The sequence below is a fragment of the Ruegeria sp. genome, assembly GCF_965221235.1.
Taxonomy (GTDB): domain Bacteria; phylum Pseudomonadota; class Alphaproteobacteria; order Rhodobacterales; family Rhodobacteraceae; genus Ruegeria.
Genome location: NZ_CBDCRS010000004.1, coordinates 1,390,001 through 1,415,828 on the forward strand (window position 1 = coordinate 1,390,001; position 25,828 = coordinate 1,415,828).

Sequence of the window (25,828 nt, forward strand, 5' to 3'; positions counted from 1 at the left end):
TCTTCCCAGCTGTTGGGCTCCAACGCCTCTTGCGCCGATGCACCCCGCGCAAGCCCCGCCAGTCCGACACCCGCCAGCCCGGCCATCACCTGCCGCCGGTTCAGAAACGCTGCCCGGGGGGTAACGTCTGCATGTGTCAATGTATTGGTCCAGCGATGCGCCATTTAAGTCTCCGTCAGGTTAAACCTCGGGTATGAGGTAGGGTGCTGATAGCACAGAGCCAACGAAACAGGCGTAACGATTGAGCGAACGGACTGTAACGTATGGGCCATAAACCCGCCGGTTTGCCCCACCCTTTACAACGCGGGCACCAAAAATGCAGGCTGGACAGCACGTGAAACGGACAAAGAAAGGGTGGCCCGACCATCCCAATGCCTGAACACCCTCAGTAGGAGAAGACGAATGTGTGACATCTGCGTAATGAATGCCGTCAAAGACAAAATGCTGTCGCGGCGGAGTTTCTTCACGGCAGCAGCGGCCTCGGGCGTCGCAGCTGTGGCGACAGGAGCGGCAGCACCCGCCGCATTGGCAGCAGGTCACGGCGGCGTCGAGGACATGACCCATACGCTCAGCCCCGATTTCCCGACCTGGGGTGGTGAACCGGGTATTTCCGCCGATCAGGCTTTTAACTTCGCCGAGCACGGCTTCAACCTGTTCAACCTGTCGATCAACGAACATACCGGCACGCATATTGACGCACCGCTGCATTTTTCCGCAGATGGCACCGCGGTCGATGAGATCCCGGTCGGCGATCTGGTCGCCCCTTTGTGCGTGGTGGATATCGCCGCACGCGCGGCCGAAGATGCAGATACCCGTGTCACCCCCGATGACTTGAAAGCCTGGATCGCGGCAAACGGCGATATCCCTGACGGGGCCTGCGTGGCGATGCTTTCGGGCTGGGGCGGCAAGACTGCAACGGATGCGTTCCGCAATTTCGACGGCGAAGCCCAGCACTATCCCGGCTTCCACGTCGAGGCCGCGCAAATGTTGATGGAGGACACCGGCGCACGGTCGATTGCCGTGGATACGCTGTCTCTGGACCACGGCATGTCTGCCGATTTCGCCACCCATTATGCTTGGCTGCCCTCGGGTCGGTTCGGGATCGAATGTCTGGCCAATCTGGACCGCGTGCCTGCGTCCGGATCAACACTGGTAATCGGCGCGCCCAAGCACAAAGGCGGCACCGGCGGCCCAGCGCGGATATTTGCGTTGATATAAAGAACGACCCGCCAAGTTGGCGGGTCTTCCTTTTTGTTGAGCCCGATTTTGACGAAAGCAACCGCGACGAGGCTGAATTGTTTTACGTTCCGCAAAGCGCAATTCCCGGTTTAAGTCGAACCGCCCTTGGCGTTTGTGCGTTTTGTGCTCTTGTGAATCGCAACCCTACATACCGACGCGTATTTTATGACCCTTTTGCCGAACAGCTATTTCGCGACGGAGCTGTCGAAGGGGCCGAAGTCCTGAACCAGGCGACCGCTTGGGACGCCGTTCTCAAGTTTGCAGATGATCGAGGCGTCGCGCGGCGGCTGGTCGCGTCGGTTCTGTGGCGCAAGACGTTCATGCAAAGCCGGACTCTTTCAGCAATCGCGCATGGCGCAAGTCAGATCGTCATTCTTGGAGCGGGCCTAGATACGCTGGGCCTGAGATTGTCCAACAGTCATAACCGCATACCCGTGTTTGAAGTCGACCGCCCCGAGACCATCGAAGCCAAGCGATCTTTGGTTTGTTCCAATTTCGGTACGCCGCCCAACATCCATTACACAGCGGTGGATTTTGCACGTGAGACAACGCTCGATAAGCTGCGATCACTTGGCTATGACCACGATCAAGGCACGATCTTTATCGCCGAGGTATCGCTGGAATACGTGCCGCCGCCAGAAGTTGCAGATGTTTATGCGATGATCCGTTCGAACGGCTCGAGAGATACGCGTTTCCTAACGACATACGCATCGACTGCAGCAGCTTCGCAGGCGCAACAGCAGGTCGACAGCATCGGTAATTCCGTAGCCGGGGTTGGTGAACCCTTTCGCTTCAACATCGCTCCTGATGAGGTTGATGCCTACGCGGCCGAGCAGGGGTTTTCTGTGCTGGAACACATATTTGGGCGCAAAGGGATCGAAGGTTATTTGGCTGAATTTGGGTTGGGACCAGAGACAATGGATTTTCCAATGGACTCTCTGGACGCCTCTTCGTTTTCCCTTGTTCAGTTGCAGCCCGGCTAAAGGATTGTCACCTCACAGGCAAAAAGGCCCGCAGCAATGCGGGCCTTTCTTTTCAGATCAATGCACCACAGCATCATCCGGGCGGGGTCGATCCGATGTGCCCAGCCGGTCGCCAATGATCAGACCATCGGAACCAGCAGTCACCGGCACCGTCTCACCATCCTTGATCTCGCCAGCCAGCAGAGCCTCGGCCAACGGGTTCTGCAGGGCGCGCTGGATCACGCGTTTCAGCGGGCGGGCACCGAAGACCGGGTCATAGCCTTCGTTCGCCAGCCATTCCTTGGCACCATCGTCGAGCGCCAGCTCGATCTTGCGGGCGGCCAGACGTTTTTGCAGGCGTGCCATCTGGATATCGACGATGCCATCCATGTCGGCGCGCTTGAGCCGGTCAAAAATGATGGTTTCGTCCAGACGGTTCAGGAATTCCGGCCGGAAATGTGCCCGGACCGCGTCCATCACATCGCGCCGTGCCTGCGCGCTGTCCGCGCCTTCGGGCAGTTGGCTGAGCGCCTGAGAGCCAAGGTTCGACGTCAGGATGATCAGCGTCTGCTTGAAGTCCACGGTACGGCCCTGACCATCGGTCAGAACGCCATCATCGAGAACCTGCAGCAGCACGTTGAAGACATCCGGGTGCGCCTTTTCGACCTCGTCAAACAGCACAACCTGATAGGGACGGCGCCGCACTGCTTCGGTCAGCACACCTCCTTCGTCATAACCGACATAGCCCGGAGGGGCACCGATCAGACGGGCGACCGCGTGTTTCTCCATGAACTCGGACATGTCGATACGAACCATCGCGTTGTCGTCGTCGAACAGGAAGTTCGCCACGGCCTTGGTCAACTCGGTTTTCCCCACGCCGGTCGGGCCGAGGAACAGGAACGAGCCCAGTGGGCGGTTCTCGTCATTCAGACCGGCACGCGCACGGCGCACGGCGTTGGCCACGGCTGTCACTGCCGCATCCTGACCGATCACGCGGGAATGCAGATCGTCTTCCATCCGAAGCAGCTTTTCGCGCTCACCTTCCAGCATTTTCGAGGTCGGGATACCCGTCCAGCGTTCGACCACGGATGCGATTTGTTCCGGTCGCACCGTTTCCTCAGCCATCATGGCATTGCTTTCGGCGTTTTCAGCCTCGGTCAGCTTTTTCTCAAGCTCAGGGATAACGCCGTAAGACAGCTCACCCGCTTTCGCCAGATTGCCTTCGCGCTTTGCGATCTCCAGATCAGCCCTTGCCTTGTCGAGCTGCTCTTTCAGATCGCGCGCTCCAGCCAGCTTGTCACGTTCGGCCTGCCATTGGGCGGTCATCTCGGCGGATTGCTCCTGCAGATCAGCCAGATCCTTTTGCAAGGTTTCCAGACGGTCCTTGGAGGCCGCGTCGTCTTCCAGCTTCAGCGCCTCTTCCTCGATCTGCATTTGCAAGATCTGGCGATCCAGCTGATCGAGTTCTTCCGGCTTGGAATCCACCTCCATACGCAGACGCGACGCGGCTTCATCGACAAGGTCGATGGCTTTGTCGGGCAGGAAGCGGTCGGTGATATAGCGATGCGACAGCGTCGCCGCAGAGACCAGCGCGGAGTCAGAGATGCGAACGCCGTGGTGCAATTCGTACTTTTCCTTGATGCCGCGCAGGATGCTGATCGTGTCCTCGACCGTCGGCTCCTGCACCATCACGGGCTGGAACCGGCGGGCAAGGGCCGCGTCTTTTTCAACGTACTTGCGGTACTCATCCAAAGTGGTCGCGCCGATACAATGCAGCTCCCCCCGCGCAAGCGCGGGCTTGATCAGGTTGGCCGCATCCATCGCGCCATCGGATTTGCCCGCGCCGACCAGCGTGTGCATCTCGTCGATGAACAGGATGATCTCACCGGCGGCTTCGGTCACTTCGGTCAGAACGGCCTTCAGGCGCTCTTCGAATTCACCACGGTATTTCGCGCCTGCAATCAGCGCCCCCATGTCGAGCGCGAGCAGCTTTTTGTCCTTCAGCGACTCCGGCACGTCGCCATTGACGATGCGAAGGGCCATGCCTTCGGCAATCGCGGTTTTACCGACCCCGGGTTCCCCGATCAGAACCGGATTGTTCTTGGTACGACGCGACAGAACCTGCATCGAGCGGCGGATTTCCTCGTCCCGCCCGATGATCGGGTCAATCTTGCCTTCAGCCGCCGCTTCGGTCAGGTCGCGCGCATATTTCTTGAGCGCGTCATAGCCCTCTTCCGCTGATGCGGTATCGGCGGTTCGGCCCTTACGGATATCGTTGATCGCTTCGTTCAGTTTCTGGGCCGTCACTGCGCCGTCTTCCAAAGCGTCCTTGGCTTTGGATTTCACCATGCACAGAGCCATCAGAATCCGTTCAACGGGAACAAAACTGTCGCCTGCCTTGGTTGCAATCTTCTCGGCCTCGTCCAGAACCTTGGCGGTCTGACCGTCCAGATAAACCTGAGCCGCATCGCCGCTGACTTTCGGAATTTTTGCCATCGACGCATTCAGCATGTTCACAACGCGGCTTGGCGCGCCGCCTGCGCGTGTGATCAGATTGCTGGCCAGCCCCTGATCATCGTCCATCAATGCCTTAAGTAAGTGTTCGGGCGTCAGTCGCTGATGCTGTTCGCGCATCGCAATGGTCTGCGCCGCCTGCACGAAACCTCGTGCCCGCTCGGTGAACTTGTTCAAGTCCATTTTATTCTCCTTTTCTCAAGCGCCCCAGTGTGACACGCCCGCTTGGCGGCACGCGTCGGTCGAAGCCTCACATTCAATCTGGGAAATATCTTTGCCGGTTCAAGAGGGTAAGACACGGTTTCCGCCCTTATCTGCGGGGAACTGAATAGACCGTGTAACCCCCGGATTCGGCCATATATCGCGCGCCGTACATCTCTTCGAGTGATTGCGCGGCATCACTGCCGGTCGGACAGGACACAAGGTCAGCCGCATCATCCAGAAAATCACTTGTAAACGCGTTTTCACCGGTCAGTTGACAATCGTCATCCGTGGACCGGTACCCGCGCATGAGACGCAGATCCTTGTTGACCGGCGATCTGATCACACTGTCTGCGGCCTCGGGCTGTAACGGCATCGGCTGGCACGCGGCCACAGCCAATAAAATCCCGGAAACTGTCAGCGGTTTCATAACTTCCCCCTTGGCTATGAATATCTGAATGATCCGCACCATAGCACAGTCCGCCCGCGGGCGATTGATCTCGATCACGCACCTGTCTTGCATGGACAGAACGCGCGGAACCCGTTAGGAGGCACACGTTTGCCAAAAAGGAGCCCCCCATGTCCGATGACCGCCTGATCGTTGCCCTCGATGTTCCCAACGCCTTGCAAGGTCTGGCCATGGCCGAGCGGTTGGGCGATGCAGTGTCCTTTTACAAGATCGGGCTGGGTATGCTGACCGGCGGCGGGCTGGCGCTGGCCAATGAGCTGAAACAGGACCACGGCAAGCGCATCTTTTTGGACATGAAGCTGTTCGACATCGGCAACACGGTCGAAAACGCCGTGCGGGGACTGGCGCAGTTCGATCTGGATTTCCTGACCGTGCATGGCGACCCTCATGTGGTGAGCGCCGCAAAAGAGGGCGCCTCGGGCAAAGACCTGAAAATCCTTGCCGTGACCATCCTGACCTCGCTGAACCGCGATGATCTGGACGCCAGCCTGCTGAAAGACGGCGACGTGCAGGATCTGGTGGTTGAACGCGCCGCCCGCGCGCTTGAGGCCGGGGCCGATGGCGTCATCGCCAGCCCACAAGAGGCCGCCCTGATCCGCGCCCTGCCCCAGGCCGAAGGTCGCCTGATCGTCACCCCCGGAGTGCGCCCGGCAGGGGCAGCTCTGGGCGATCAGAAACGGGTCGCCACTCCGGCCAGCGCCATAGGGGACGGAGCCGATCACATCGTTGTGGGCCGCCCGATCTATCAGGCCGACGACCCAAAAGCGGCGGCAGAGGCCGTTCTGGCCGAGTTAAATTCCTTGACACGTCACTAGGCGATCGGGCGAAATCGGCGGCTTTTCGGGCCAAAAACACCTGCAACTGGTTGACCTAACGTCACTTTCTGGCTTCGCCGCGCCAAATCGTCCCTGTGCCCCAAAACACACATGGAAAACACGAGTTTTGCATGTGTGACCTGCGTCCTATCGAAACCCGCGTTTTTGAGCGATTCTAAACCCGTGATACTCCCCGCGAACCATTTCTTCTTCCTGTGGTTCGTCACCTCCCCCCGCTTCTTCGCGGGGGGTCTTCTTTCGGACAGATAACCTTAAACCGTGGCCGCAGATACTTTGCGCGGCGACCGGGGCTGCTATAAAGGCATCGCGGATTGGATCGCACGAAAGGCGGGAAAACGTCATGCCCGGTCTCTGCCGAGAATGCCTGACCATATTGGCCGACGAACGGCGCTGTCCCAATTGCGGCAGCCCGCGGATCAAGGTCCACCCGGAACTGTTCGATCTGACCATCGCGCATATGGATTGCGACGCGTTCTATGCCTCGGTCGAAAAACGCGACAACCCCGAACTGGCGGATAAACCTGTAATCGTCGGGGGCAGCAAACGCGGCGTGGTTTCGACCGCCTGCTACGTGGCGCGCATCCGAGGGGTGCGGTCGGCGATGCCGATGTTCAAGGCGTTGCAACTCTGCCCCGAGGCGGTGGTGATCAAGCCACGCATGTCCGTCTATGCCGAAGTATCGCGCGAGATCCGCAAGATGATGGATGAGCTGACCCCTGTGGTCGAGCCGCTGTCGCTGGACGAAGCGTTCATGGATCTGTCCGGCACGCAAAGGCTGCACGGCGCTCCGCCCGCCGTGATGCTTGCGCGTCTGGTCAAACGGATGAAGGACGAGCTGGGCGTGACCGGGTCAATCGGGCTGAGCCATAACAAGTTCCTGGCCAAGGTCGCCTCGGATCTGGACAAGCCACGTGGATTTTCCGTGATCGGCAAGGCGGAAACGGCGGAGTTTTTGCATGATAAACCTGTGCGCCTGATCTGGGGTATCGGCCCTGCGGCGCAGGAATCGCTCGAACGTGCGGGCATCCGCACCTTTTCGGACCTTCTGCGCTGGGACCAAGAGGCGCTGACGGCGCGGTTCGGCGCGATGGGCTATCGGCTGTGGCATCTGGCACGCGGACAGGACAAACGGCGCGTGTCGGCCCATGAGCCGATGAAATCCATCAGCAACGAGACAACCTTCTTCGAGGATACCGCCAGCCTCGATATTCTGGATGGGTATCTGTGGCGCATGTCGGAAAAGGTGGCCGACCGTGCCAAGGCCAAAGGGCTGGCCGGGCGGGTCGTCACACTGAAGCTGAAGAAAGCCAACCACAAGATCATCACACGGCGCGTTTCCCTGCGCGATGCCACCCAAATGGCCGACCGGTTGTACCGCACGGCGCGCGGATTGTTCGATCAGGTCGGGAACGAAGGCCCCTATCGCCTGCTGGGGGTTGGGCTGTCCGATCTGTGCCCCGAAACGCAGGCCGATATCTCGGGCGATCTGCTGGACCCCGGGGCCACGCAACGGTCACAGGCCGAGCGCGCCACCGATGAAATCCGGCGTCGGTTTGGCACCGATGCTATCGTAAAGGGCCGCTCTCTACGCTGAGACTATTCCGCCGCCAGACGCTGAGGTTCGCAGCCGATTTCAGCGATCTCGGAAATCACGTCACGCAAAAGCGCCTGAAACGCGGCAAAGTTCTCGTTCGGCTCGACTTTTGCTTCGTCCATATAAAGCGCGCGGTCGATCTCGATTTGAATCGCGTGCTGCTGGCGACCCGGCCGGCCATAGGTCTGGGTCACATATGCTCCGGCAAAAGGTGCATTGCGGGCGACGCTCAACCCGGCCGCGGCAAAAGCCGCTTCGATCAAATCCACCACTTCCGAAGAGGCCGAAGCGCCGAACCGGTCGCCCAGCACAACATCCGGCCGTTTGGTGTGGGAATTACGCGCCATGACAACCGCCTCATGCGGCATCGAATGGCAATCGACCAGAATGGCCTGACCGAAAGCCTCGTGCGATTCGGCCAGCAGGGATTTGATACGCGCATGATAGGGACGCCAGCAGGTGTCGATGCGCAGGCTCGCTTCATCCATCGTCAGCTTGCCGCGGTAAATCGCGCGGCCATTTGCGACCACTCGGGGAATCACCCCCAGCCCCGAGGCCACGCGTGGATTATGCCCGGACCGGCGCGCGCCCTGAATCAGCGCCGGGTCCAGCTCGTCCGCGCTGCGGTTAAGGTCCAGATAGGCGCGCGGCACCGTCGCCGAGATTATCGGCGCACCGAAGGCGGTCGCCGCAGAAAACAGCTGGTCCACAAAGGCATCCTCTGAGGACCGAATCACATTGCGGCTGAGAACAGTCCGATTCATCAGCGCATCAGGATAGTTTCGGCCACTATGCGGAGACGAAAACACCACACAAGACGTGCGTCTGGTGGGCATATCCAGTACATAGGGCGCGTTCGGCATGGTGACTCCTTGTTCGCATCGAACATAGACCGGAAAATAGTTCTGCCAAACCCCTTGAACCCCTTTGCGACTCCTTTTATAGACCCCGCTACCGGCGCGGGGTTCCGCGCCCCATTTCGTTATGGGGCAGGGCAACGCAAAGGTTTAAGTGGGCGGTTAGCTCAGCGGTAGAGCACTTCGTTGACATCGAAGGGGTCACAAGTTCGATCCTTGTACCGCCCACCATCGTTTCACTGTTCCGGGCTTCCGGGGCACCCGACTAACCCAGGCGCTGGCCACGTCTTTGATGAAGGCGCCGCAGATTGGAGACAGACCCATGAAGGTCAAGAACTCGCTCCGCTCGCTCAAGAACCGGCACCGCGACTGCCGGATTGTGCGTCGCAAAGGCCGCGTCTACGTGATCAACAAGACGCAGCGCAAGTTCAAAGCTCGCCAGGGCTAAGAACTGCACATACCTATTTGAAAGAACCGCGCCTTTGGGTGCGGTTCTTTTGCTTGTGGAAATGGCTGCCAGGCGGACGAAACGGGCATTAGAGTTTCAAGAGGCTTTCAGTCTTCGATTTCAAGTAAGGCCGGATCGAACCAGACATCCTCGTAAGTTCCGTCAGTGAGGAAGCGCCAGCCGGGTGGAAGCAGTAGAAACTTAAGACTGAGTTCGCAACTGGTTTCAAGGTGAGCGAGATGAACCGGCTTAAAAAATCCGCAGCACCTGAAAGCTCTACTCCACCCCAAAGATACCAACCACTTACACCTGATGTCGGCGGATGGCGAAGCCCGTTCAATGGCATCAACCCTTCTAATGCAGTTTGAGAAACACCTACTTTGTCGCCATCGAACGCTTCGCAAGCTTTGAGGTCAAAGTCCGCACAGACTAGCTTTTGCGCTTGTCGAATACTCTGTTTCAAGATTTACACTCCCGTTGTCTCGCGACACTATCCATTTCCAAAATTGAAGCATCTTTGGGCTCAAAGCAGACATTACTCGAATAGCCTCCAAGTTGTACGAATCTCCAATCTAACAGACCAGCCAGTCGAGATGGCGACCATTTGACCAACTAATTTTGTCGGATTTCCTTGCATCCCCCTCATAATCGTTTAATTGACCAAATCAGTCGGGTTATTCCCGTCACGATTTTCAATGTTGGGACACATGATGCTGAAATCTTCTACCTGTGTTGCCGCCGCTCTGACGGCCCTGATCGCAACTTCCGCCGCCGCCGAGGGCGAGCTGAACCTCTATTCCTCGCGCCACTATGACACTGACGAGCGCCTCTATAGCGACTTCGAAGAGGCCACCGGCATCACCATCAACCGCATCGAAGGCAAAGCCGATGAGCTGATCGCGCGGATGGAAGCCGAAGGCGCGAACTCGCCCGCCGATATCCTGCTGACCGTCGACACCTCGCGTCTGGAACGCGCCAAGGACGCGGGCATCCTGCAAGCCGTCGACAGCGCCGTTCTGGAAGAGCGTATCCCCGCCAACCTGCAAGACAGCGACAACCAGTGGTTCGGCTTTTCGCAGCGTGGCCGCATCATCTTTTTCGACAAGGAAAACGTAGCCAACCCGCCGGCCACCTATGCCGATCTGGCAAAGCCGGAATACAAGGGTCTGGTCTGCATCCGGTCGTCCAGCAACACCTACAACCAGACGCTGCTGGCCTCGATCATCACCCATGACGGTGCCGAGGCTGCCAAGACATGGGCCGAAGGCATCGTCGCCAATATGGCGCGTGAACCGCAGGGTGGTGATACCGACCAGCTGCGCGGCATCGTCTCGGGCGAGTGTGACATCGCCGTGTCGAACACCTATTACTTTGCCCGCGCTATCCGCAAAGACGTCAAGGGCGTGTCCGCAGATATCGACTCGATCGGCTGGGTCTTTCCGAACCAGGACAGCACTGGCGCGCATATGAACCTGTCGGGCGCAGGTGTCGCGGCAAACGCACCGAACAAGGACAATGCGATCCTGTTCCTTGAGTATCTGGCAGGTGACTCGGCACAGAAATACTTCTCGGCTGGCAATGACGAATTCCCCGCTGTCGAAGGTGTTGCGCTGGAAGAATCCGTGAAGGCTCTGGGTGAGTTCAAAGCGGATGAGGTGAACCTGTCCGAGGTCGCCAAAAACATCCCCGAGGCGCAGAAAATCTTCAACGAGGTTGGCTGGAAGTAATCCGGGCCTAATCTTTGAGCAGTCGGAAAGGCGCGGAGTATTCCGCGCCTTTTTCTATTGTATTATCCAAATTTTTTTGCCTATCCTTCCATATATGATCTTTCCTCTCGTATGTGAACAATGCTGGATGACCTCTCAAACCGCCTCGCAACCCGTCTGAGCGAACTGCGTCGCCGTCACAATTGGTCGTTGGATCAATTGGCCGAACGCAGCGGCATCAGTCGCGCCACACTGTCACGGATGGAGAAGGGTGACGTCAGTCCAACGGCGGAAACGCTCGGGCGGCTCTGCGGGGTTTATGGTCTGCCCATGTCGCGCTTGCTGATGATGGTTGAGGACAGTTTTGACCCCCGGGTGCCATTTGAGCGGCAACCGGAATGGCGCGACCCGGAAACCGGATTCACACGTCGTTCAGTCTCTCCACCCGCCACCGGCCTGAGCGGCGAAGTGCTGGAGGGCCACCTTCCCCCCGGTACGGTGATTGCCTATGATATGCCGCCGAAACCCGGGCAGGAGCATCATCTGATCATGTTGGACGGTGCGCTGACACTGACTGTGGACGGGGTTGCCCATGACCTGAGCGGCGGTGACTGCCTGCGCTATCACCTTTCCGGTCCGACCCGGTTTGAAACCACGCCCGCTCGCGGGGCGCGGTATCTCTTGGTGCTGATATGATCTCATGCCTGGATGAGGCGGGTTTTGACGCCGCAGTGGACGATCTCACGGACATTCTGCACGCCTGTGTTCATGATGGGGCGAGCATCGGGTTTGTTCTGCCTTTTGCGCACGCTCAGGCGCGCGCGTACTGGCAAACTCAGATTCGTCCAGAGGTACAGTCCGGCAAGCTGGAGTTGTTCACCGCATGCGAGAACAGTCGTGTGCTGGGTACAGTACAACTGGTTCCAGCAGTAATGCCGAACCAGCCGCACCGCGCCGATGTGGCCAAGCTACTGGTCCACCCAAAGGCGCGACGGCGCGGGCTGGGACGCGCGTTGATGACCGCGTTAGAAGCCCGCGCGGTCGCTTTGGGCCGCACACTTCTGGTGCTGGACACGCGCAGCACAGACCCGTCGCGCATTCTGTATCAAAGCCTCGGCTTTCAGATCGCCGGGGAAATTCCTGACTACTGTCGAAATCCATTCGACGACCGGCTGGAACCCACGACCTATATGTACAAGGCCCTGAGTTAGGCGCATACCGGCGCGCCAGACGATTACGTGCTTGTGGTTACACTCAGAACCGCAGAAACGGTACGGCATGTCCTTGGGGCAAGGTCTCGGTCTCTGCCGGGATCACAGCAAGGCCATCCGCCTGCGCCAGCAGGGCAACGCGTCCGCTATATGCTGCCGCCATCAGGCGCAGTTTCGGGACGCCATCCGGGGTCAAGCCTTCGATCACCACAGGGCGGTATTCCTGACGCCCGGCCGGGCGGGTCAACGGCTCGGCCAGAACGGCCTGTTCGGGGGTTTGAGGCGCATGGTGCAGCCCAGCGCGACGCGCCATCATATGCGCGCCGATGATCTGCCAGGTGACAAAAGCGGAAACCGGATTGCCCGGCAGCCCGATGTAAAGCGCATCGCCCCGACGACCGAACATGATCGGTTTTCCCGGCTTCATTGCCACTTTCATCACGTCGGTCTGGCCACCGATTTGGGCAAACAGGCGGGGCATGTGATCCTCGTCGCCGACCGACACACCACCCGTTGTTATGATCAGATCGGCACTGTCGCAGGCATCGCGCAAGGCTTGTTCCAGCACGTCTGGGTCGTCCCTGATCGGCCCCATATCCGTCAGGGAAATCCACCGCTTATCCAGCAAAGCCCGCAACATGAAGCGGTTCGAATTATAGATCTGCCCCGGTGCGAGGTCCTCGCCAGGTTGCCGCAGCTCGCTGCCGGTTGAGAACAGCGCGACCTTCAGTTTGCGATAGACCTGCACCTCGCCGTATCCGGCCGAGGCCAGCGCCGCGGCCTCACGCGCCTTAATCTCGCAACCACGCCGCAGGACCGGAGACCCCGCCTTCAGATCCTCACCGGCGCGACGGATATGTTGGCCGGGCCGGGGACGGCGGGCAAAGCGGATGCCCACGTCTGTGGTTTCGCAATCCTCCTGCATCAACACGGCGTCGAAATCGGTTGGCACGGGCGCTCCCGTGAATATCCGCAAGGCGCTGCCTGCTGGCGCATCATGTGCACCGCTGTCTCCGGCAGCAATACGCCCGGCTACTGGCAGTTCGAACGCCGGGCCTTCGCCCAGATCGACCATGCGAACGGCGTAGCCATCCATGGCCGAATTGTCGAAGGCAGGCATGGCCACCTTGCTGATGCAATCCTCGGCCAGAACCCGGCCGATGGCGTCGATCAGCGGCAAGGTTTCGATATCGCGGATCGGGTCAGCTGCGGACAAACCACGGGCCAGGGCCTCGGACACCGTCAGATACATATGAGAATGTCGGTCGCAAGCGCATCCATCGGGCATCTTGGTCCTCCTGTCGTCAGAACCCGCGCGGTTCGGACAGCAGTGGACAGCACTGCGCCAGCGTCGTCTTTGATTTAGATCACTGCCCGGCCCGTCGGTTCGAAAGGTACCCAAGTATTCGGCAGGAGCGTCAGTGTCTGCGAGCACTCGTCACGCCAAGGCTGCGCCGTGGCAAAGAACCTAGAAATCCAGCCCGAGATCCACCGTGCGGTAGGAATGAGTCAGCGCCCCGGACGAGATGTAATCCACTCCGGTCGCCGCCACTGCCGCCACAGTATCGCGGCTGATATTGCCTGACGCCTCGGTCACGATCCGGCCATCCACCAGCGCAACCGCCTGTTTCAGCACTTCGGGCGGCATATTGTCCAGAAGGACCACGTCGGCACCGCCGACCTCAAGCACTTGGGCCAGCTGATCCAGCGTGTCGACCTCAATCTCGACTTTCATCATGTGCGAGGCGCGGGCCTTGGTGGCTTCAAGCACCGCGCGCACGCCTCCGGCGGCGGCGATGTGGTTGTCCTTGATCAGGATCGCATCCGAAAGGGAAAAGCGATGGTTGAACCCTCCACCATGCAGCACGGCCTGTTTCTCGACGATGCGCAGACCAGGTGTGGTCTTGCGGGTACAAGTGATGCGGGCCTTCGTGCCCTTGGTCTCGGCCACCAGAGCTGCCGTTGAGGTCGCCACCCCGGTCATGCGACCGGCAAAGTTCAGCGCCACCCGCTCACCCGACAGGATCGAGGCCGCACTGCCTTTGATTTCCATCAGCGTGTCCCCTTTGGAACAACGCTGGCCGTCGGCAACGTGGGTGATGACCTGCAAGGTCGGATCGACCAGACGAAACGCAAGCGCCGCGATTTGCATGCCCGAAACCACCGCATCTTCACGCGCGTTCAGCCGGGCGTCATATGTCACATCCGATGGAATCACGGTCAGGGTGGTGACGTCGCCATTGGCGCCCAGATCCTCCATCAGCGCGGACCGCACCATGGGTTCAAGGATCAAGTCGGGCAAGGCCGGGTAAGTCATGCTGCGTCCTTTGCAATGCGGTCCCGCAGGGCCAGCGCTTCGGTCATCGTCAGGGCCGAGCGTTGGCCGGGACCGGGGATCAGGTCGGGGAAGTCGGATCGGTAATGCGCGCCGCGGCTTTCTTTGCGCAACAGCGCGGCAGCAGCGATCAACGTGGCGGTGGCGGTCATGTTCAGAAATACGTCCGAACGCGCGTGCCGCCCTTCAATTGCGGCGATCTCGGTCAGAGCGTGGCAAAGGCCGGACTCGTCGCGCACAACACCTACATGTTCGGTCATGGTCCGACGCAGGGCCGCCACATCCTGTTCATCGGTTTGGTCACCGCCGGAGGTGAAGCTGAATTCCACGTCAGGTGCATCCTGTCGGGCGATTCCTGCTGCAATGTCCCGCGCACAGGACCGGGCAAAAACCAGCGCCTCAAGCAGCCCGTTCGAGGCCAGCCGATTGGCCCCGTGCAACCCGGTCGAAGCGGCCTCGCCACAGGCCCAAAGACCTTTCAGCGAGCTGCGACCCGCCAGATCGGTTTCCACCCCACCCATGTGATAATGCGCCGAGGCCGTCACCGGAATCGGATCGCAAACCGGATCAACACCATTGCGCAGGCAAGCTTCGGTCACGGCGGGAAATTGCGCGGCTATCTCGGCCCCGATGGCCTGTCGCGTGTCCAGCGCCGGGCGGTTGCCCGCCTGCATATAGACCGCGCGTGCCACCGTGTCGCGCGGCGCCAGTTCGGCGTCAGGGTGAATGTCCGGCATGAAACGATGGCCGTCGCGGTCGATCAGAATGGCCCCCTCGCCGCGCAAGGCCTCGGTTGCCAGCGGCGTCGGATCTTCGCCCACGTCGATCGCGGTGGGATGAAACTGCACGAACTCGGCATCCGCGATGCGCGCACCGGCGCGGGCGGCCATGCCAATCCCCTGCCCCCGGATGCGCGCTGGATTGGTGGTTTGCGCATAAAGACCCGAGGACCCGCCGGTTGCCAGAACATGCGCGGCCCCGCGCAGCAGCACCTGTTGACCGTTGGGCGCATCGACGCTGGACAGATAAACACCCGACACTTGAGAACCATCGCTTTCCAGTGCGACCGCCAACGCTCCCTCGATCACCTGTATCGACGGCGTTTCGCGCAAGGCGACAATAAGCGCTCGCATGATTTCCGCACCGGCCTGGTCGCCTTTGACCCGCACCACCCGCGCCGCGGAATGCGCGGCTTCGCGTGATTGCACGAACCCGCCATCGGACGTGCGGTCAAACCCGGTGCCCAGTTCCGACAGATCGAGGATGTGTTCCGGTGCGGCCTTGGTCACAAACTCGGCCACTTCACGCAGAACCGATCCGGCACCTGCGCGCATGGTGTCATCCGCATGGGCCTGCGCGCTGTCCGTGCGGGCCATAGCAGCAGCTACGCCGCCCTGCGCCCAGGCCGAGCTTGCGCCCGATCCCAGCGGCTCGGGTGAGATCATCACCACCGGCAGCGGCGCCAGCTTCAACGCGGTGTAAACCGCAGCCAGCCCGGCCCCGATAATGACCACACGTGGCGTTTCGATGGTTTGCATCTCTTGGATCAAATACCCAGCTGGCGCGACAGGTCGATCATTCGTTGCACCGCCAGACGCGCCTTGTCGGCCACGTCAGCGTCAACCTCAACCTGCCCGGTCATCGTATCCAGCGCATAAAGCACTTTGCCCAGCGTGATCTTCTTCATGTAGGGGCACATGTTGCAGGGTCCGACGAAATCGACCTCGGGCAGTTCATCCGCGATGTTCGACGCCATCGAGCATTCGGTGATCAGCAGCGCCTTTTCCGGCTTTTCATCGGTGACATATTTGATGATGCCGCTGGTCGAGCCTGAGAAATCAGCCTCAGCCACAACGTCCGGCGGGCATTCGGGATGCGCAATCAGCCGTGTGCCGGGGTTCCATTCGCGGAATTCGCGCAGGTCCTTGGCGCTGTATTGTTCGTGGACGATGCAGGACCCTTCCCACCAGACCACGTTCTTCTGCGGCACGTCACGGGCTACGTTCTGCGCCAGATACTGATCCGGGGTCATGATGACCGTGTCACTTTCCTGCGCGGCGACGATCTGGGCCGCGTTCGAGGAGGTGCAGCAAATATCCGAGGCCGCTTTGACCTCGGCCGTTGTATTTACATAAGACACCACCGGAGCGCCGGGATAGCGACGGCGCATTTCTGCGATGCCGTCTGCCGTGATCGACTCGGCCAGCGAACAGCCAGCTTCCATATCCGGCATCAGCACGGTTTTATGAGGGCTGAGGATCTTTGACGTCTCAGCCATGAAATGCACGCCACATTGCACGATCACGTCTGCCTCAACCTCGGTCGCCTTGATCGCCAGTTGCAGACTGTCGCCGCCGAAATCGGAAATGCCGTGGTAAATCTCGGGCGTCATATAGTTATGGCCCAGAATGACCGCGTTGCGTTCAGCTTTCAGATCATTGATCGCCTTCACATAAGGCGCGTAGATGGCCCAATCAGCGGGCGAAACCACACGGGACATGCGGTCGTAGATATCGCTCATGCTTGCGGCAAGCTCGGGCGAAGGTGTCAGATCGTATTTTTCAGAGAGATGCGCGCGCTGCGCTGGTAGGTCGAACACGGGACTGTTTTTCTGCCTGATTGACTCGTGGCGCTGTTAATATGGGGTTTGGCGACGATTGACCACCGCCCATTCAGGAAGATTATTCCAAAATTCGGACCGTACGCAGAATTATCCTTCCGCATAACAAGCACTGAACGTCCTTGGGACGGCACCCCACCCCCATCTTTCGACCGAACAGAATCTCGCAAGTCTCTGTTCGAGATATAATTTCCACGACTGCGCCTAATGAAAGTTTGGGCCGGAAACCGTTTCCTCATCTTCAACAAAATAGTCACATTAAGAATTATTACCTACAATTTAGATGACGTTCATTTTCGGTTGTGTATTTTTAAGGTGTTGAGGTTCCGCACTCTGGAAAGCAGTCAAAACATAACACCTGAAAACAGGTGAGCTGAATTTTTTAGGTACGAGTATAAATTGGTGCAAAATGGATCTGGGGACAGAGCAACGTCGCGCGTGGTTTCCTAACGCGCAACACACAAAGGCCATCATCAGCTTTATTCAGTGGAGTCAGGGCGGCATCGTTCTGGACGCTGCATTGGCGGCGATTGTCGAAGCGTTTGGCGCAGATTGTGGTGTGATCAGCCGCTCATGGCTGAACAAGAACGGCGAGCGGGTCGCATCGCGGGCGGATACGCGCGATCAATCCAACAAACGACCGCTGTTTCTGTCGCATACCAACGACATTCTGGGCCCGTTCACGAACAAGCCCAAACGCGCCTCGGTGTTCAGCTTTCTGGACGAGGGTAAGGACGTTTCGGACTTGTCCGCCGTTGTGACCGATTGGTTCGACCACCGGAATCTGCGTGATATTCTGTTTATCTGCCTGGACAACCACGGCAACGAGCTTGATTTCCTCGAGTTGCACTTCTGCCGGAACTGCAACCGTGACTATCGCGAAGGTATTGAAGCTGTCGCGGGCGAGCTGTCCGAGATTTACCGCAACCGCCGCCCCGGCCTGATCACCGAAGCGCTGTCGCGTCAGTCGCTGGTCAAGCTTAAGAGACCGGTTGAAGATGCTTTGATCATGAGCACGGAGAACCCAGCCAAACTGACGCGCGCCGAGTGGCGTGTCTGTGTGCTGATTTCCCGTGGATTGTCAGCGCAGGCTATCGGTGCCGAACTGGGTATCGGCCCGGCCACGGTGCGAACGCATCTGAAGCATGTCTATTCCAAAACCGGGCTAGACAGCTTTCATATGCTGGCACGCCGCCTCGTCTCTTTGGAAGAACGCGAGGCTCTGCACGGAATCCAGTATCAGGCGCGCGCCTGACGGCGGGTTTTCTTCAGGACCTCGCCACGCGAAGCACGTACTCAAATTTCCACAAACCTAGAAGATTGGCGTCGCCTCCGGCGCTAAACCTTTGCTGACTAATGTGCGGGGTTTCTCAAACCAGCATTGGCCTTTTCAGGACGTGCGAGCCATTCAGCCCCTGCCGTTCTGAGAAAAGTCTTTCTGAGCCAGTAGACCGGTTCGGCGACCGCCACCGAGGGGATGGCAGCCACCGCAACCGGTCGCCGGGGTCATTGCGAAAATGTCTCGAAATACCGAATAACGATCGGGGCCAGGATCAACCCCGCGATGGACGGCAGCATCAGGCTGGCCATCACAGCGGACATCTTCACCGGCAGCTTGTTCGCCATTTCCTGAGCGCGAAGCTCGCGCAGCGAACGCATTTCTTCTGCATAGGTGGTCAGTGCAGCCGACAGTGGCACCCCGAACCGCGTGGATTGCAGCACGACGCTGACGAAGGAACTCATTTCATCAATGCCGGTTCTGCGCGCCATCCGCATCAGCGCAACTTCGCGATCACGGCCCGCTTGAATTTCGCTCAGCGCGATCAGGATCTCTTCGGACATCTCAGGCGCGGCGATTTGCATATCAACAGCCACCTTCAGCAATGCCTGATCGAAACCCATGCCGGCCTCGATCCCGATTTGCAGCAGGTCCAGCATGTTCGGAAACGCGTTCTCCATGCGGATCTTGCGTTCCTTGATCCGGGCATTCATCCAAAGCTGCGGGATAAAGAAACCAAGCCCACAGAGGATGCCGAGATTCCTGAGGATCTCCATGGCGTTCAGCCCCGACATATACTCGGCGATGCGCGCGCCGGCGCTTGTGGCCGGTTGCCAGGCCATCAGGACCAAGAAAACCAGCGGCAGAAAAGTCGCCATACCCAGGCGTATCATATAGAAATTGGCAATCGCGTTTTTGCTGCGGAACCCGGCACGGGCCAGAACCTGACCCACTTCAAACCGCAGGCTTTCATCGCTGGGAATAAGCGCGGCACTCAGCCCGGTTGGCGCATCGCCTTCGATTTTCTCAGGCACCAGCCGCGACAGCGTCTGCCGGGACCGTTTGGGATTCATGCGCTCGGCCGCGGTGGCCCGCTCACTCAGTGATGATGAGATTCCAAAGAAGGCGATAATCGCACCGATAATAACAACCGCAAAAATCAAAACCTGAGTGACAAGAGGGTTGTCGAGCATAGTGGTCAGAAATTCCATCTTAAATGCCCTCCTTAAATCCGGAAATTCACAAGCCTGAACATGACGATGGCGTTCAGCACAATTGTCGTTGCGATGATGCTCATCACCGGCCAGAACACCGGGTAGTGCAAGACGGCGCCGTAATATTCTGGCGTCACGACTGTCATGACCACAGCAATGCCGACCGGGATGCCCGACAGAATATATGCCGTCATCCTGCCTTCGGCGGAAATCGCCTTGATCTTTCTGCGCAGGGACATGCGCTGCCGGATCACACTGGCCAGAGTTCTCAGAACACCCGCCAGATCACCGCCGGACCCATGCTGCATGGTCAGCGCCACGGCGAGGTACTGAATATCTTCCTCGTCTACGCGCTCGGCCATGGTTTTGATGGCGGACGTCAATTCTTCGCCATAGGCGACCTGATCGACCACCAGCCCGAATTCGGTTCCGATCGGGTCCGGCATTTCATCCGCGACACTCTGCAACGTGGCGTTGAGAGGGTGTCCAACTTTCAGACCCCGAGACATCAAGTCCAGTGCATCCGGCAGTTGCTTGATCAGGTCGGCTTTGCGCTTGCGCAGAACGCCCCCCAAATAAACCAGTGGCAGCAGCAGGAAACACAAGGCGCAGACCGGAATGACAGTTAGCGGATCGGCCACCATAGAACCGCCGACAGAGACGATCAAGAAAGCCGCCCCGCAGCCCAGCAGGAACATCTCTGGCACCATGGTCAGCCCTGCCGCGGCCAGGGCAGCGGGCAGATCCCCCACAAAGGGGAAGGATTTCATAAAGGGCTTGGTTTCCTGCGGCTTCAACAGTTCCAGCACATCTTCGGCGGATTTGCCCTGATTGAGCATCTGAATGCGGCGGTTGATTGCCTCTTCCCGGTTCTCACCGCGTTTCAGAAACTGGCGGATGCCTTCAAACGCGATCAGCGCGCCAAGGAAGATCAGAACAGAAAGGGCAAACCTTGCGTCATAGCCTCCGATATCCAACTCGGGACCAATCAGAATGTCTAGGTTGAAGCTGGACAGATAGGCGCGAATTTCGTCGAACATGACCTGCCCTCCTTAGCTGAACTTGACGTTGGACAGGTCGATGCCAGCTGCGGCCAGCGCGTCGCTGGATTTCGGGCGAATACCGGTTGCTTTGAAACGACCCAGGATGTTGCCCGCTTCGTCCTTGCCTTCGCGCTGGAAGACAAAGATGTCCTGCATGGTGACGATGTCGCCCTCCATCCCGGTAATTTCCGCAATGGATGTGACGCGGCGCGTACCATCGGACAGGCGGTTGAGTTGCAGGACAAAGTGAATGGCCGACGCGATGGTGGCGCGAATGGCCGCGTGTGGCAGTTCGATCCCGCCCATCTGCACCATCTGCTCAACCCGGGACAGCGCGTCGCGGGGGCTGTTGGCGTGAACGGTTGTCATCGACCCGTCATGGCCAGTGTTCATGGCCTGCAACATGTCAAACGCTTCCGAGCCGCGAACCTCGCCCACGATGATGCGGTCGGGACGCATACGCAGTGCGTTGCGAACCAGATCGCGCTGCTGCACCGCGCCGGTGCCGTCCAGACCGGCAGGACGGGTTTCCATCCGCAGCACATGTTCCTGTTGCAGCTGAAGTTCCGCCGCATCCTCGATGGTCACGATCCGCTCGCGCGGGCTGATATAAGAGGACAACGCGTTCAGCATCGTCGTCTTACCCGAACCGGTCCCGCCCGAGATCAGCACGTTCATCTTGGCTTCGACCAGACCGCGCAGCAGGGTCGCTGCACTCTCATTCAGCGCCTCGTTCTTGATCAGGCGCTCCATCGTCAGAGGCACGCGCGAGAATTTACGGATCGACAGGGCCGGTCCATCCAGCGCACAGGGCCGGATGATCGCATTCACACGGCTGCCATCTTCGAGGCGCGCATCAACCCACGGCTGACGCTCATCAATGCGGCGGCCAACGCGGCTGACGATCTTGTCGATGATGCGCAGCAGGTGGCGTTCATCGCGGAAACGGGCGTTGGTGTGCTCAAGAATGCCCGAGCGCTCTACAAAAATCTGCTTATGGCCGTTGACCAGAATATCGTTGATGGTCGGGTCTGCCAGCAGCGGCTCAAGCGGGCCCAGCCCCAGAACCTCGTGCATCAGTTCCTCGACCAGCAGCTTGACCTCTTCGCTGCGCATGGCGCGACCTTCGGCCCGCAGCAATTCGGTGACATGTTTGCCGATTTCACCACGCAGCGTTTCTTCTTCGACCTTGTCGATGACGGCCAGATTGAGCTTGTCCAGAAGCGAATTGTGCATCCGCGCCTTCAGATCGATCCGGTCCAGCTCCATCCCACGGCGGGCTTCCATTTTCTCGGCCTCGAATGCGGTGATGTCCGGGGTATCCTCGGCATATTGTTTCGGATCCAACGGGACAACTTTTGCTGTGTCCGAACTTACCCGGCCTGTTCTGTCGAATTCACGAAACATGTCTTTTACCTTCTTACTTTTCTAACCGTCACAAATTTCTCAGGAGTCTTCCTTAGTGCTGTCCGACACGCGGCGGCAGCGCTGCGGTCGTTTCCTGGGCCAGCTTTCTGATCGCACGCGTCAGCGGAGCCCGGTTCGAGACCTCCTGCAGCGGGACGCCCCGATCCACGGACTCGCGCACGGTCCGTTCGTCGCGTGGCACCCAATGGGCAAAATCCTTTTCCAGCAGCTTCACGGCAGCGCGATGATGCGCGGCCTGAATCAGCGGCTTTTTCTCAAGCGATGCGACCAGTTGGATGTCCAGAGCCGGGTTTTCGGCCTGATAGAAATCCATCAGCTTGCGGGCCGAGCGCACCGAGGGAACCGCCACATCCGTCACCAGATACAGGCGGTCCGATTGCGCCAGGACCGGTGTGATCCATTCCACCAGCGCCCGCGGCAGGTCCACCACCACATAGTCATGGGTGCGCTTGAGGCAATCCAGAATGGCGGCAATCTGTTCTTCTTTCACCGCACTCAGCGGGCCATAGCGGGACGGGGCCGACAGGATATCCACGCCGCAGGGCGACTTGATCATGGCCTGTTCCAGAAATGCACCGTCTGGGACGCTACCATCCATGGCCATGCGCCACATGGCGTCGCTTTCATCCACGTCCATCAGTGCGGCAAGTGAACCGAACTGGAAATCCAGATCGACCAGCGCCACTTCGTTGGCGGCTTTCTTCTTGAACAAACCCTCTTTGGCCTGAAGTTCGTTCGCCATATTCGCCGCTACAAGCGACGAGCCGACACCTCCGCGCGACTTGGCGACGGCAATGACCTTGCCCATCGTCGCCTGACCGCCCCACACGGCAGGCAGTTGAGCCTGACGGCGCGCCCGGATTTCATCGAGCTGAGGAACAATCTCTTCGTTGATCGCCTTGCGCGGCAGGACATCGTCCACACCGATTTTCTTGAGCTGCCGCGCCTTTTCCAGCGGCAGGTCCTCGGGTGCCAGCGCGATGATGATGGCGTTCGGCATCCGGGCATCGCAGATGGTGCGTGCTGTCTGCATCAGATCATCGGAATTCTCATCAACATCGAACAGAACAACATCATGCTTGGACGTCAGCGAAATGGCTGCGCCGTTTACCCCGGCGACGGTATCCTGACGTCCGGTGAACTGGCAGTTGGCCTCACCGGCCAGCGATCCTTCGATGGCCGAGTAGATCTGCTCGTCCGGCGAAATCAATAGTACTGAAATCTCTTTTGCAGTCATGATCTTACTCCTTAGTCAACAGCCCCGACAGCGAGGTCTTCGGCGGGAACCGATGTGCTCATCGCGGGGATTGAAATGGTGGTCGGACTGGTTGCCGTGGACCCTGCGGCCAGCGCCGCCAACGGGCCGATAGGTAGTACGAAGTTAAAGTCAGCATTCACCAGCTCGGCAGTCACAACCGGCGTATAAGGCCCCCCCAGAAAACCAAGGCGGGTGTCGTGCGTATAGGTGAACTGAACATTGGCCGGGGTCGTTCCAAACGGCAGCAGTGCGTTAATCTCATTCCAGATGCGCCCGCCATATGCGGTCGATGTATTCAGCTGGCACGGCGCCGGCAACGCTGGCACGGCACATATATTGCTGCCGCGGCACAGAGTTCCGAACCGCGTCCCCGTCGGGGCCCCCGCTGCCAGCGTGTGCGTCGTTGGCAGCGCACCGCATTGCGACGGTCCAACCGTTGCCAGCCGGGACGCAATATGCATCGCTTTTTGCGACATGGTGACCGAGAAATACAGGCGGCCATATTCAAGCAGGGCAAAGATCAGCACCAGAAACAATGGGATCACCATCCCCAATTCAACCAGAGCCGCACCTTTTTCCTTGCGCCAGAAAGACTGAAAGATATGCAGCATGGCTCTCATACCCCGAAAATCCGACTTTGATCCGAAACCACTGTGTTCAACGAGGTGAACCCCGAACCAAAAAAGCTGAAAATGTTGCCAAACACGTAGTCGATGCGCACCTCTGCCGAGACCTCGACCACTGATGCCGGGCTGACCCGATACGTGCCCGTCCGCGAGATGCAGGTGGGCGTCACGTTGATCAGGGTGGATCCGACAGGCATGATGGACGACCCGCCCAGCCGGTTCTGCACAATATTCGTTGCCATCGTGCTATAGCCACCGACCCCGCCCGAAGTGCAGGCGTCAATCGGCGCGATCCGAGCGATCATGCGCGAGGCATCCCGCACACCGGCTGCCGTAGCCTGATGAATCCAGGTCAGACGACCGCCCTCGATGATCAGGGCGAAGAACACCAACAGCAGGGGCAGCACCATGGCAAATTCGACCATCGGCGCGCCAGACTCGCAGCGCTTGAAGCGGGTGAGATAAGCAAAGACGCGTTTCATCTGTACAGCCTCACAACATCGCGGAAGATCCCATCGTTCGGGTTGCCACCGGCACCACCGCCGCCAACCTGACCAACGATCTCAAGAAAGATGTCGAAATCCGTTCCCGACGTGTTGGCCAACGGCTGGATCAGAAAGCCCTTTACGAATTCCTTGACGGGGATATCTTTTGCGCTGCCCTGGACGTTATTCGCTGCACAATCGACGCCAGCCAGAATATAGGTACGGCGTTCAGGGTCTGTCGACGCAGGCGTGCTGCATTGCGCCCGACCGGTCTCACTGCGGTTTGCAAGGATGTTGCTACCGCCGTATTTGCTGATCTCGTTCAGGTACATCTGATAGCGGGTGGTCCCGGTCGGCGGTCCCAGCGGATGCGGCGTCAGGTTGTTGGCCGGGCCGTTTCCATAGTTCATGTCCAGGTAGGCCGCCTTACCATTGGTCCAGTTACCATCACCAAACCGGCCGCCATGTGCGCAGGTGTTTGTGGCAAAACAATCATCGGGCGGGAACGGCATCGAGTCTGTCGAGGCTGTGGGCTGACCATTGATGCAGCTGCCACCATTGCCGTTGCCATTGCTGCCGGTTCTCTGCCAACCCGAGATAACCTGCGGTCCGGGCGCATAGTCCGGGTCATTCCTCAGGTTATTCATTGTCGAGGTAAAGTAGTCGAAACGGGAGTTGTAAATTGCGCTGCCAATACCGTTCCGCTGACCGGGTTCGGTATCCACGCCCCGCTGCGCAACACACTGACCTTTGTTGCCCTGAGCCGCGATCAGACAGATATATAGCGACGAGCCGTTCAGCCCGGCACAAGGCCCGTTTGGGTTGATGCCGTAGTCTGTCGGGTCAAGAAAGCCAAAATTCCCCGGCCCCCATGCGGACCCATTGCCGCCGGTGCGCAGCTTAACGGTCGAACCGATGTTCGCGTTTGCGGTCCAGCCCGGAGGAATGCAAAACATCAACGGCGTCACATCACAGGCGTATTGTGTGAAGCCAGCGATTGCGACGGCGTTCACGTCTTCATTCGGAGCGGTCAGACCCAACAAGCTGGACAGCGCGCGGCCGAATGGCAGGAACACCGTTCTGGGTGTGGCCGTCACTTCGACCAGAACCGCATCGGCTCCAATATTAGTCACGAAGGGTGCAACAGAATCGTCATCTTCAGGGTCCGCGGCCGGCGTAGGAAGTCCGGTCAGGAACCGCAGCGAATAATCCGCGCTTGATCCAAGGGTCTGGTTGCCCTGTGCAAAGAACTGCTTGTCTTGGATCATGGCCGATGCAGCAGCCGTGGCCCGGGTTATCGCGTCGGCATTGCCATCCAGCTCGCCCGCTGCGGCTAGGGCCACGTGATCCGTGTAGGCCTGCAAGTCCGTTTGGGTTGAGGCCAATCTGCCAAGGTCGAATGTAATGGCCGCCATACCCATGATGATCGCCATGCACATTCCAACAAAGACCAGAATGACACCTTCTTCATCTTTTCTGAATTTATGCTGCGAAAACATGAAC

24 protein-coding genes, 1 tRNA gene and 1 pseudogene (1 of these 26 only partly in view) are annotated in these 25,828 nt (G+C 59.1%); 10 read left to right on the forward strand and 16 right to left on the reverse strand.

The window, feature by feature from the left end; genetic code table 11:
• On the reverse strand, positions 1-164 hold the beginning of the coding sequence (msrP, locus tag ACOQOY_RS10050; RefSeq protein WP_420585294.1) for a protein-methionine-sulfoxide reductase catalytic subunit MsrP. It extends 739 nt beyond the left edge of the window; only the first 164 of its 903 coding nucleotides appear in the window; the start codon lies at positions 162-164; its stop codon lies off the left edge, out of view.
• Positions 165-402: 238 nt separating this feature from the next.
• Between msrP and ACOQOY_RS10055 the strand changes: the two genes are divergently transcribed.
• Together ACOQOY_RS10055 and ACOQOY_RS10060 are read left to right on the forward strand one after the other, a co-directional pair.
• Positions 403-1,218 (forward strand): cyclase family protein, encoded by an 816-nt coding sequence (locus ACOQOY_RS10055; protein ID WP_420585295.1) that lies wholly within the window; start codon positions 403-405, stop codon positions 1,216-1,218.
• Complete coding sequence (locus ACOQOY_RS10060; RefSeq protein ID WP_420585296.1) at positions 1,107-2,222, forward strand: class I SAM-dependent methyltransferase; 1,116 nt, start codon at positions 1,107-1,109, stop codon at positions 2,220-2,222. Before ACOQOY_RS10055 ends, ACOQOY_RS10060 begins: the two co-directional genes overlap by 112 nt.
• A 57-nt stretch (positions 2,223-2,279) precedes the next feature.
• Here ACOQOY_RS10060 and clpB read toward each other — a convergent pair whose 3' ends face one another.
• Positions 2,280-4,898 (reverse strand): ATP-dependent chaperone ClpB, encoded by a 2,619-nt coding sequence (gene clpB, locus ACOQOY_RS10065; RefSeq protein ID WP_420585297.1) that lies wholly within the window; start codon positions 4,896-4,898, stop codon positions 2,280-2,282.
• Between the two features lie 127 nt (positions 4,899-5,025).
• Positions 5,026-5,346: a hypothetical protein gene (locus tag ACOQOY_RS10070; protein WP_420585298.1), complete on the reverse strand. Its 321-nt coding sequence runs from the start codon at positions 5,344-5,346 to the stop codon at positions 5,026-5,028.
• Between the two features lie 149 nt (positions 5,347-5,495).
• On the opposite strand from ACOQOY_RS10070, the gene pyrF reads away from it, so the two are divergent.
• Complete coding sequence (gene pyrF / locus ACOQOY_RS10075; protein ID WP_420585299.1) at positions 5,496-6,200, forward strand: orotidine-5'-phosphate decarboxylase; 705 nt, start codon at positions 5,496-5,498, stop codon at positions 6,198-6,200.
• Between the two features lie 361 nt (positions 6,201-6,561).
• Positions 6,562-7,815: a DNA polymerase IV gene (locus tag ACOQOY_RS10080; RefSeq protein WP_420585300.1), complete on the forward strand. Its 1,254-nt coding sequence runs from the start codon at positions 6,562-6,564 to the stop codon at positions 7,813-7,815.
• Between the two features lie 2 nt (positions 7,816-7,817).
• On the opposite strand, the gene ACOQOY_RS10085 is transcribed toward ACOQOY_RS10080, so the two are convergent.
• On the reverse strand, positions 7,818-8,678 hold the full coding sequence (locus ACOQOY_RS10085) for an N-formylglutamate amidohydrolase (protein ID WP_420585301.1): 861 nt from the start codon (positions 8,676-8,678) through the stop codon (positions 7,818-7,820).
• 150 nt (positions 8,679-8,828) lie between these two features.
• Here ACOQOY_RS10085 and ACOQOY_RS10090 point away from each other — a divergent pair.
• Together ACOQOY_RS10090 and ykgO are read left to right on the forward strand one after the other, a co-directional pair.
• Positions 8,829-8,903 (forward strand) — tRNA-Val (locus ACOQOY_RS10090).
• Between the two features lie 91 nt (positions 8,904-8,994).
• Entirely contained in the window at positions 8,995-9,120 is a 126-nt protein-coding gene (ykgO, locus tag ACOQOY_RS10095) for a type B 50S ribosomal protein L36 (protein ID WP_008755722.1), read from the forward strand.
• 107 nt (positions 9,121-9,227) lie between these two features.
• On the opposite strand, the pseudogene ACOQOY_RS10100 reads toward ykgO, so the two are convergent.
• A pseudogene (locus ACOQOY_RS10100) lies at positions 9,228-9,583 on the reverse strand (immunity protein Imm33 domain-containing protein).
• Positions 9,584-9,830: 247 nt separating this feature from the next.
• Here ACOQOY_RS10100 and ACOQOY_RS10105 point away from each other — a divergent pair.
• From ACOQOY_RS10105 to ACOQOY_RS10115, 3 genes are all read left to right on the forward strand, one after another.
• Entirely contained in the window at positions 9,831-10,847 is a 1,017-nt protein-coding gene (locus ACOQOY_RS10105) for a Fe(3+) ABC transporter substrate-binding protein (protein WP_420587232.1), read from the forward strand.
• 120 nt (positions 10,848-10,967) lie between these two features.
• Positions 10,968-11,522, forward strand: a complete 555-nt coding sequence (locus ACOQOY_RS10110; protein ID WP_420585302.1) for a helix-turn-helix domain-containing protein — start codon at positions 10,968-10,970, stop codon at positions 11,520-11,522.
• Positions 11,519-12,037 (forward strand): GNAT family N-acetyltransferase, encoded by a 519-nt coding sequence (locus ACOQOY_RS10115; protein WP_420585303.1) that lies wholly within the window; start codon positions 11,519-11,521, stop codon positions 12,035-12,037. Before ACOQOY_RS10110 ends, ACOQOY_RS10115 begins: the two co-directional genes overlap by 4 nt.
• A 43-nt stretch (positions 12,038-12,080) precedes the next feature.
• Here the strand turns inward: ACOQOY_RS10115 and glp are convergent, their stop codons facing one another.
• The 4 genes from glp to nadA all read right to left on the reverse strand — a co-directional run bounded on the left by glp (position 12,081) and on the right by nadA (position 16,971).
• Positions 12,081-13,325, reverse strand: coding sequence for a gephyrin-like molybdotransferase Glp (gene glp / locus ACOQOY_RS10120; protein WP_420585304.1), 1,245 nt, complete (start codon positions 13,323-13,325; stop codon positions 12,081-12,083).
• Between the two features lie 180 nt (positions 13,326-13,505).
• Complete coding sequence (gene nadC, locus ACOQOY_RS10125; RefSeq protein WP_420585305.1) at positions 13,506-14,354, reverse strand: carboxylating nicotinate-nucleotide diphosphorylase; 849 nt, start codon at positions 14,352-14,354, stop codon at positions 13,506-13,508.
• Positions 14,351-15,910, reverse strand: coding sequence for an L-aspartate oxidase (locus ACOQOY_RS10130; RefSeq protein ID WP_420585306.1), 1,560 nt, complete (start codon positions 15,908-15,910; stop codon positions 14,351-14,353). The genes nadC and ACOQOY_RS10130 overlap by 4 nt, the downstream gene beginning before the upstream one ends.
• Positions 15,911-15,918: 8 nt before the next feature.
• Complete coding sequence (gene nadA, locus ACOQOY_RS10135) at positions 15,919-16,971, reverse strand: quinolinate synthase NadA (RefSeq protein WP_420585307.1); 1,053 nt, start codon at positions 16,969-16,971, stop codon at positions 15,919-15,921.
• Between the two features lie 430 nt (positions 16,972-17,401).
• Here nadA and ACOQOY_RS10140 point away from each other — a divergent pair, with 430 nt between their 5' ends.
• A complete protein-coding gene (locus tag ACOQOY_RS10140; protein WP_420585308.1) occupies positions 17,402-18,247 on the forward strand; it encodes a helix-turn-helix transcriptional regulator in 846 nt (281 codons plus the stop codon).
• Positions 18,248-18,498: 251 nt separating this feature from the next.
• On the opposite strand, the gene ACOQOY_RS10145 is transcribed toward ACOQOY_RS10140, so the two are convergent.
• The 7 genes from ACOQOY_RS10145 to ACOQOY_RS10175 are packed head-to-tail and all read right to left on the reverse strand — an operon-like array spanning position 18,499 to position 25,824.
• The gene (locus ACOQOY_RS10145; protein ID WP_420585309.1) at positions 18,499-19,482 is read right to left on the reverse strand and encodes a type II secretion system F family protein; all 984 of its coding nucleotides are present in this window, start codon (positions 19,480-19,482) and stop codon (positions 18,499-18,501) included.
• Between the two features lie 14 nt (positions 19,483-19,496).
• On the reverse strand, positions 19,497-20,525 hold the full coding sequence (locus tag ACOQOY_RS10150) for a type II secretion system F family protein (protein WP_420585310.1): 1,029 nt from the start codon (positions 20,523-20,525) through the stop codon (positions 19,497-19,499).
• Positions 20,526-20,537: 12 nt separating this feature from the next.
• Positions 20,538-21,935, reverse strand: coding sequence for a CpaF family protein (locus ACOQOY_RS10155; RefSeq protein ID WP_420585311.1), 1,398 nt, complete (start codon positions 21,933-21,935; stop codon positions 20,538-20,540).
• Positions 21,936-21,987: 52 nt separating this feature from the next.
• Complete coding sequence (locus ACOQOY_RS10160; protein ID WP_420585312.1) at positions 21,988-23,193, reverse strand: AAA family ATPase; 1,206 nt, start codon at positions 23,191-23,193, stop codon at positions 21,988-21,990.
• Between the two features lie 11 nt (positions 23,194-23,204).
• A complete protein-coding gene (locus ACOQOY_RS10165) occupies positions 23,205-23,825 on the reverse strand; it encodes a TadE/TadG family type IV pilus assembly protein (RefSeq protein ID WP_420585313.1) in 621 nt (206 codons plus the stop codon).
• Between the two features lie 5 nt (positions 23,826-23,830).
• The gene (locus tag ACOQOY_RS10170) at positions 23,831-24,322 is read right to left on the reverse strand and encodes a TadE/TadG family type IV pilus assembly protein (protein WP_420585314.1); all 492 of its coding nucleotides are present in this window, start codon (positions 24,320-24,322) and stop codon (positions 23,831-23,833) included.
• On the reverse strand, positions 24,319-25,824 hold the full coding sequence (locus ACOQOY_RS10175) for a pilus assembly protein TadG-related protein (RefSeq protein ID WP_420585315.1): 1,506 nt from the start codon (positions 25,822-25,824) through the stop codon (positions 24,319-24,321). Before ACOQOY_RS10175 ends, ACOQOY_RS10170 begins: the two co-directional genes overlap by 4 nt.
• Between the last annotated feature and the right edge of the window lie 4 nt (positions 25,825-25,828).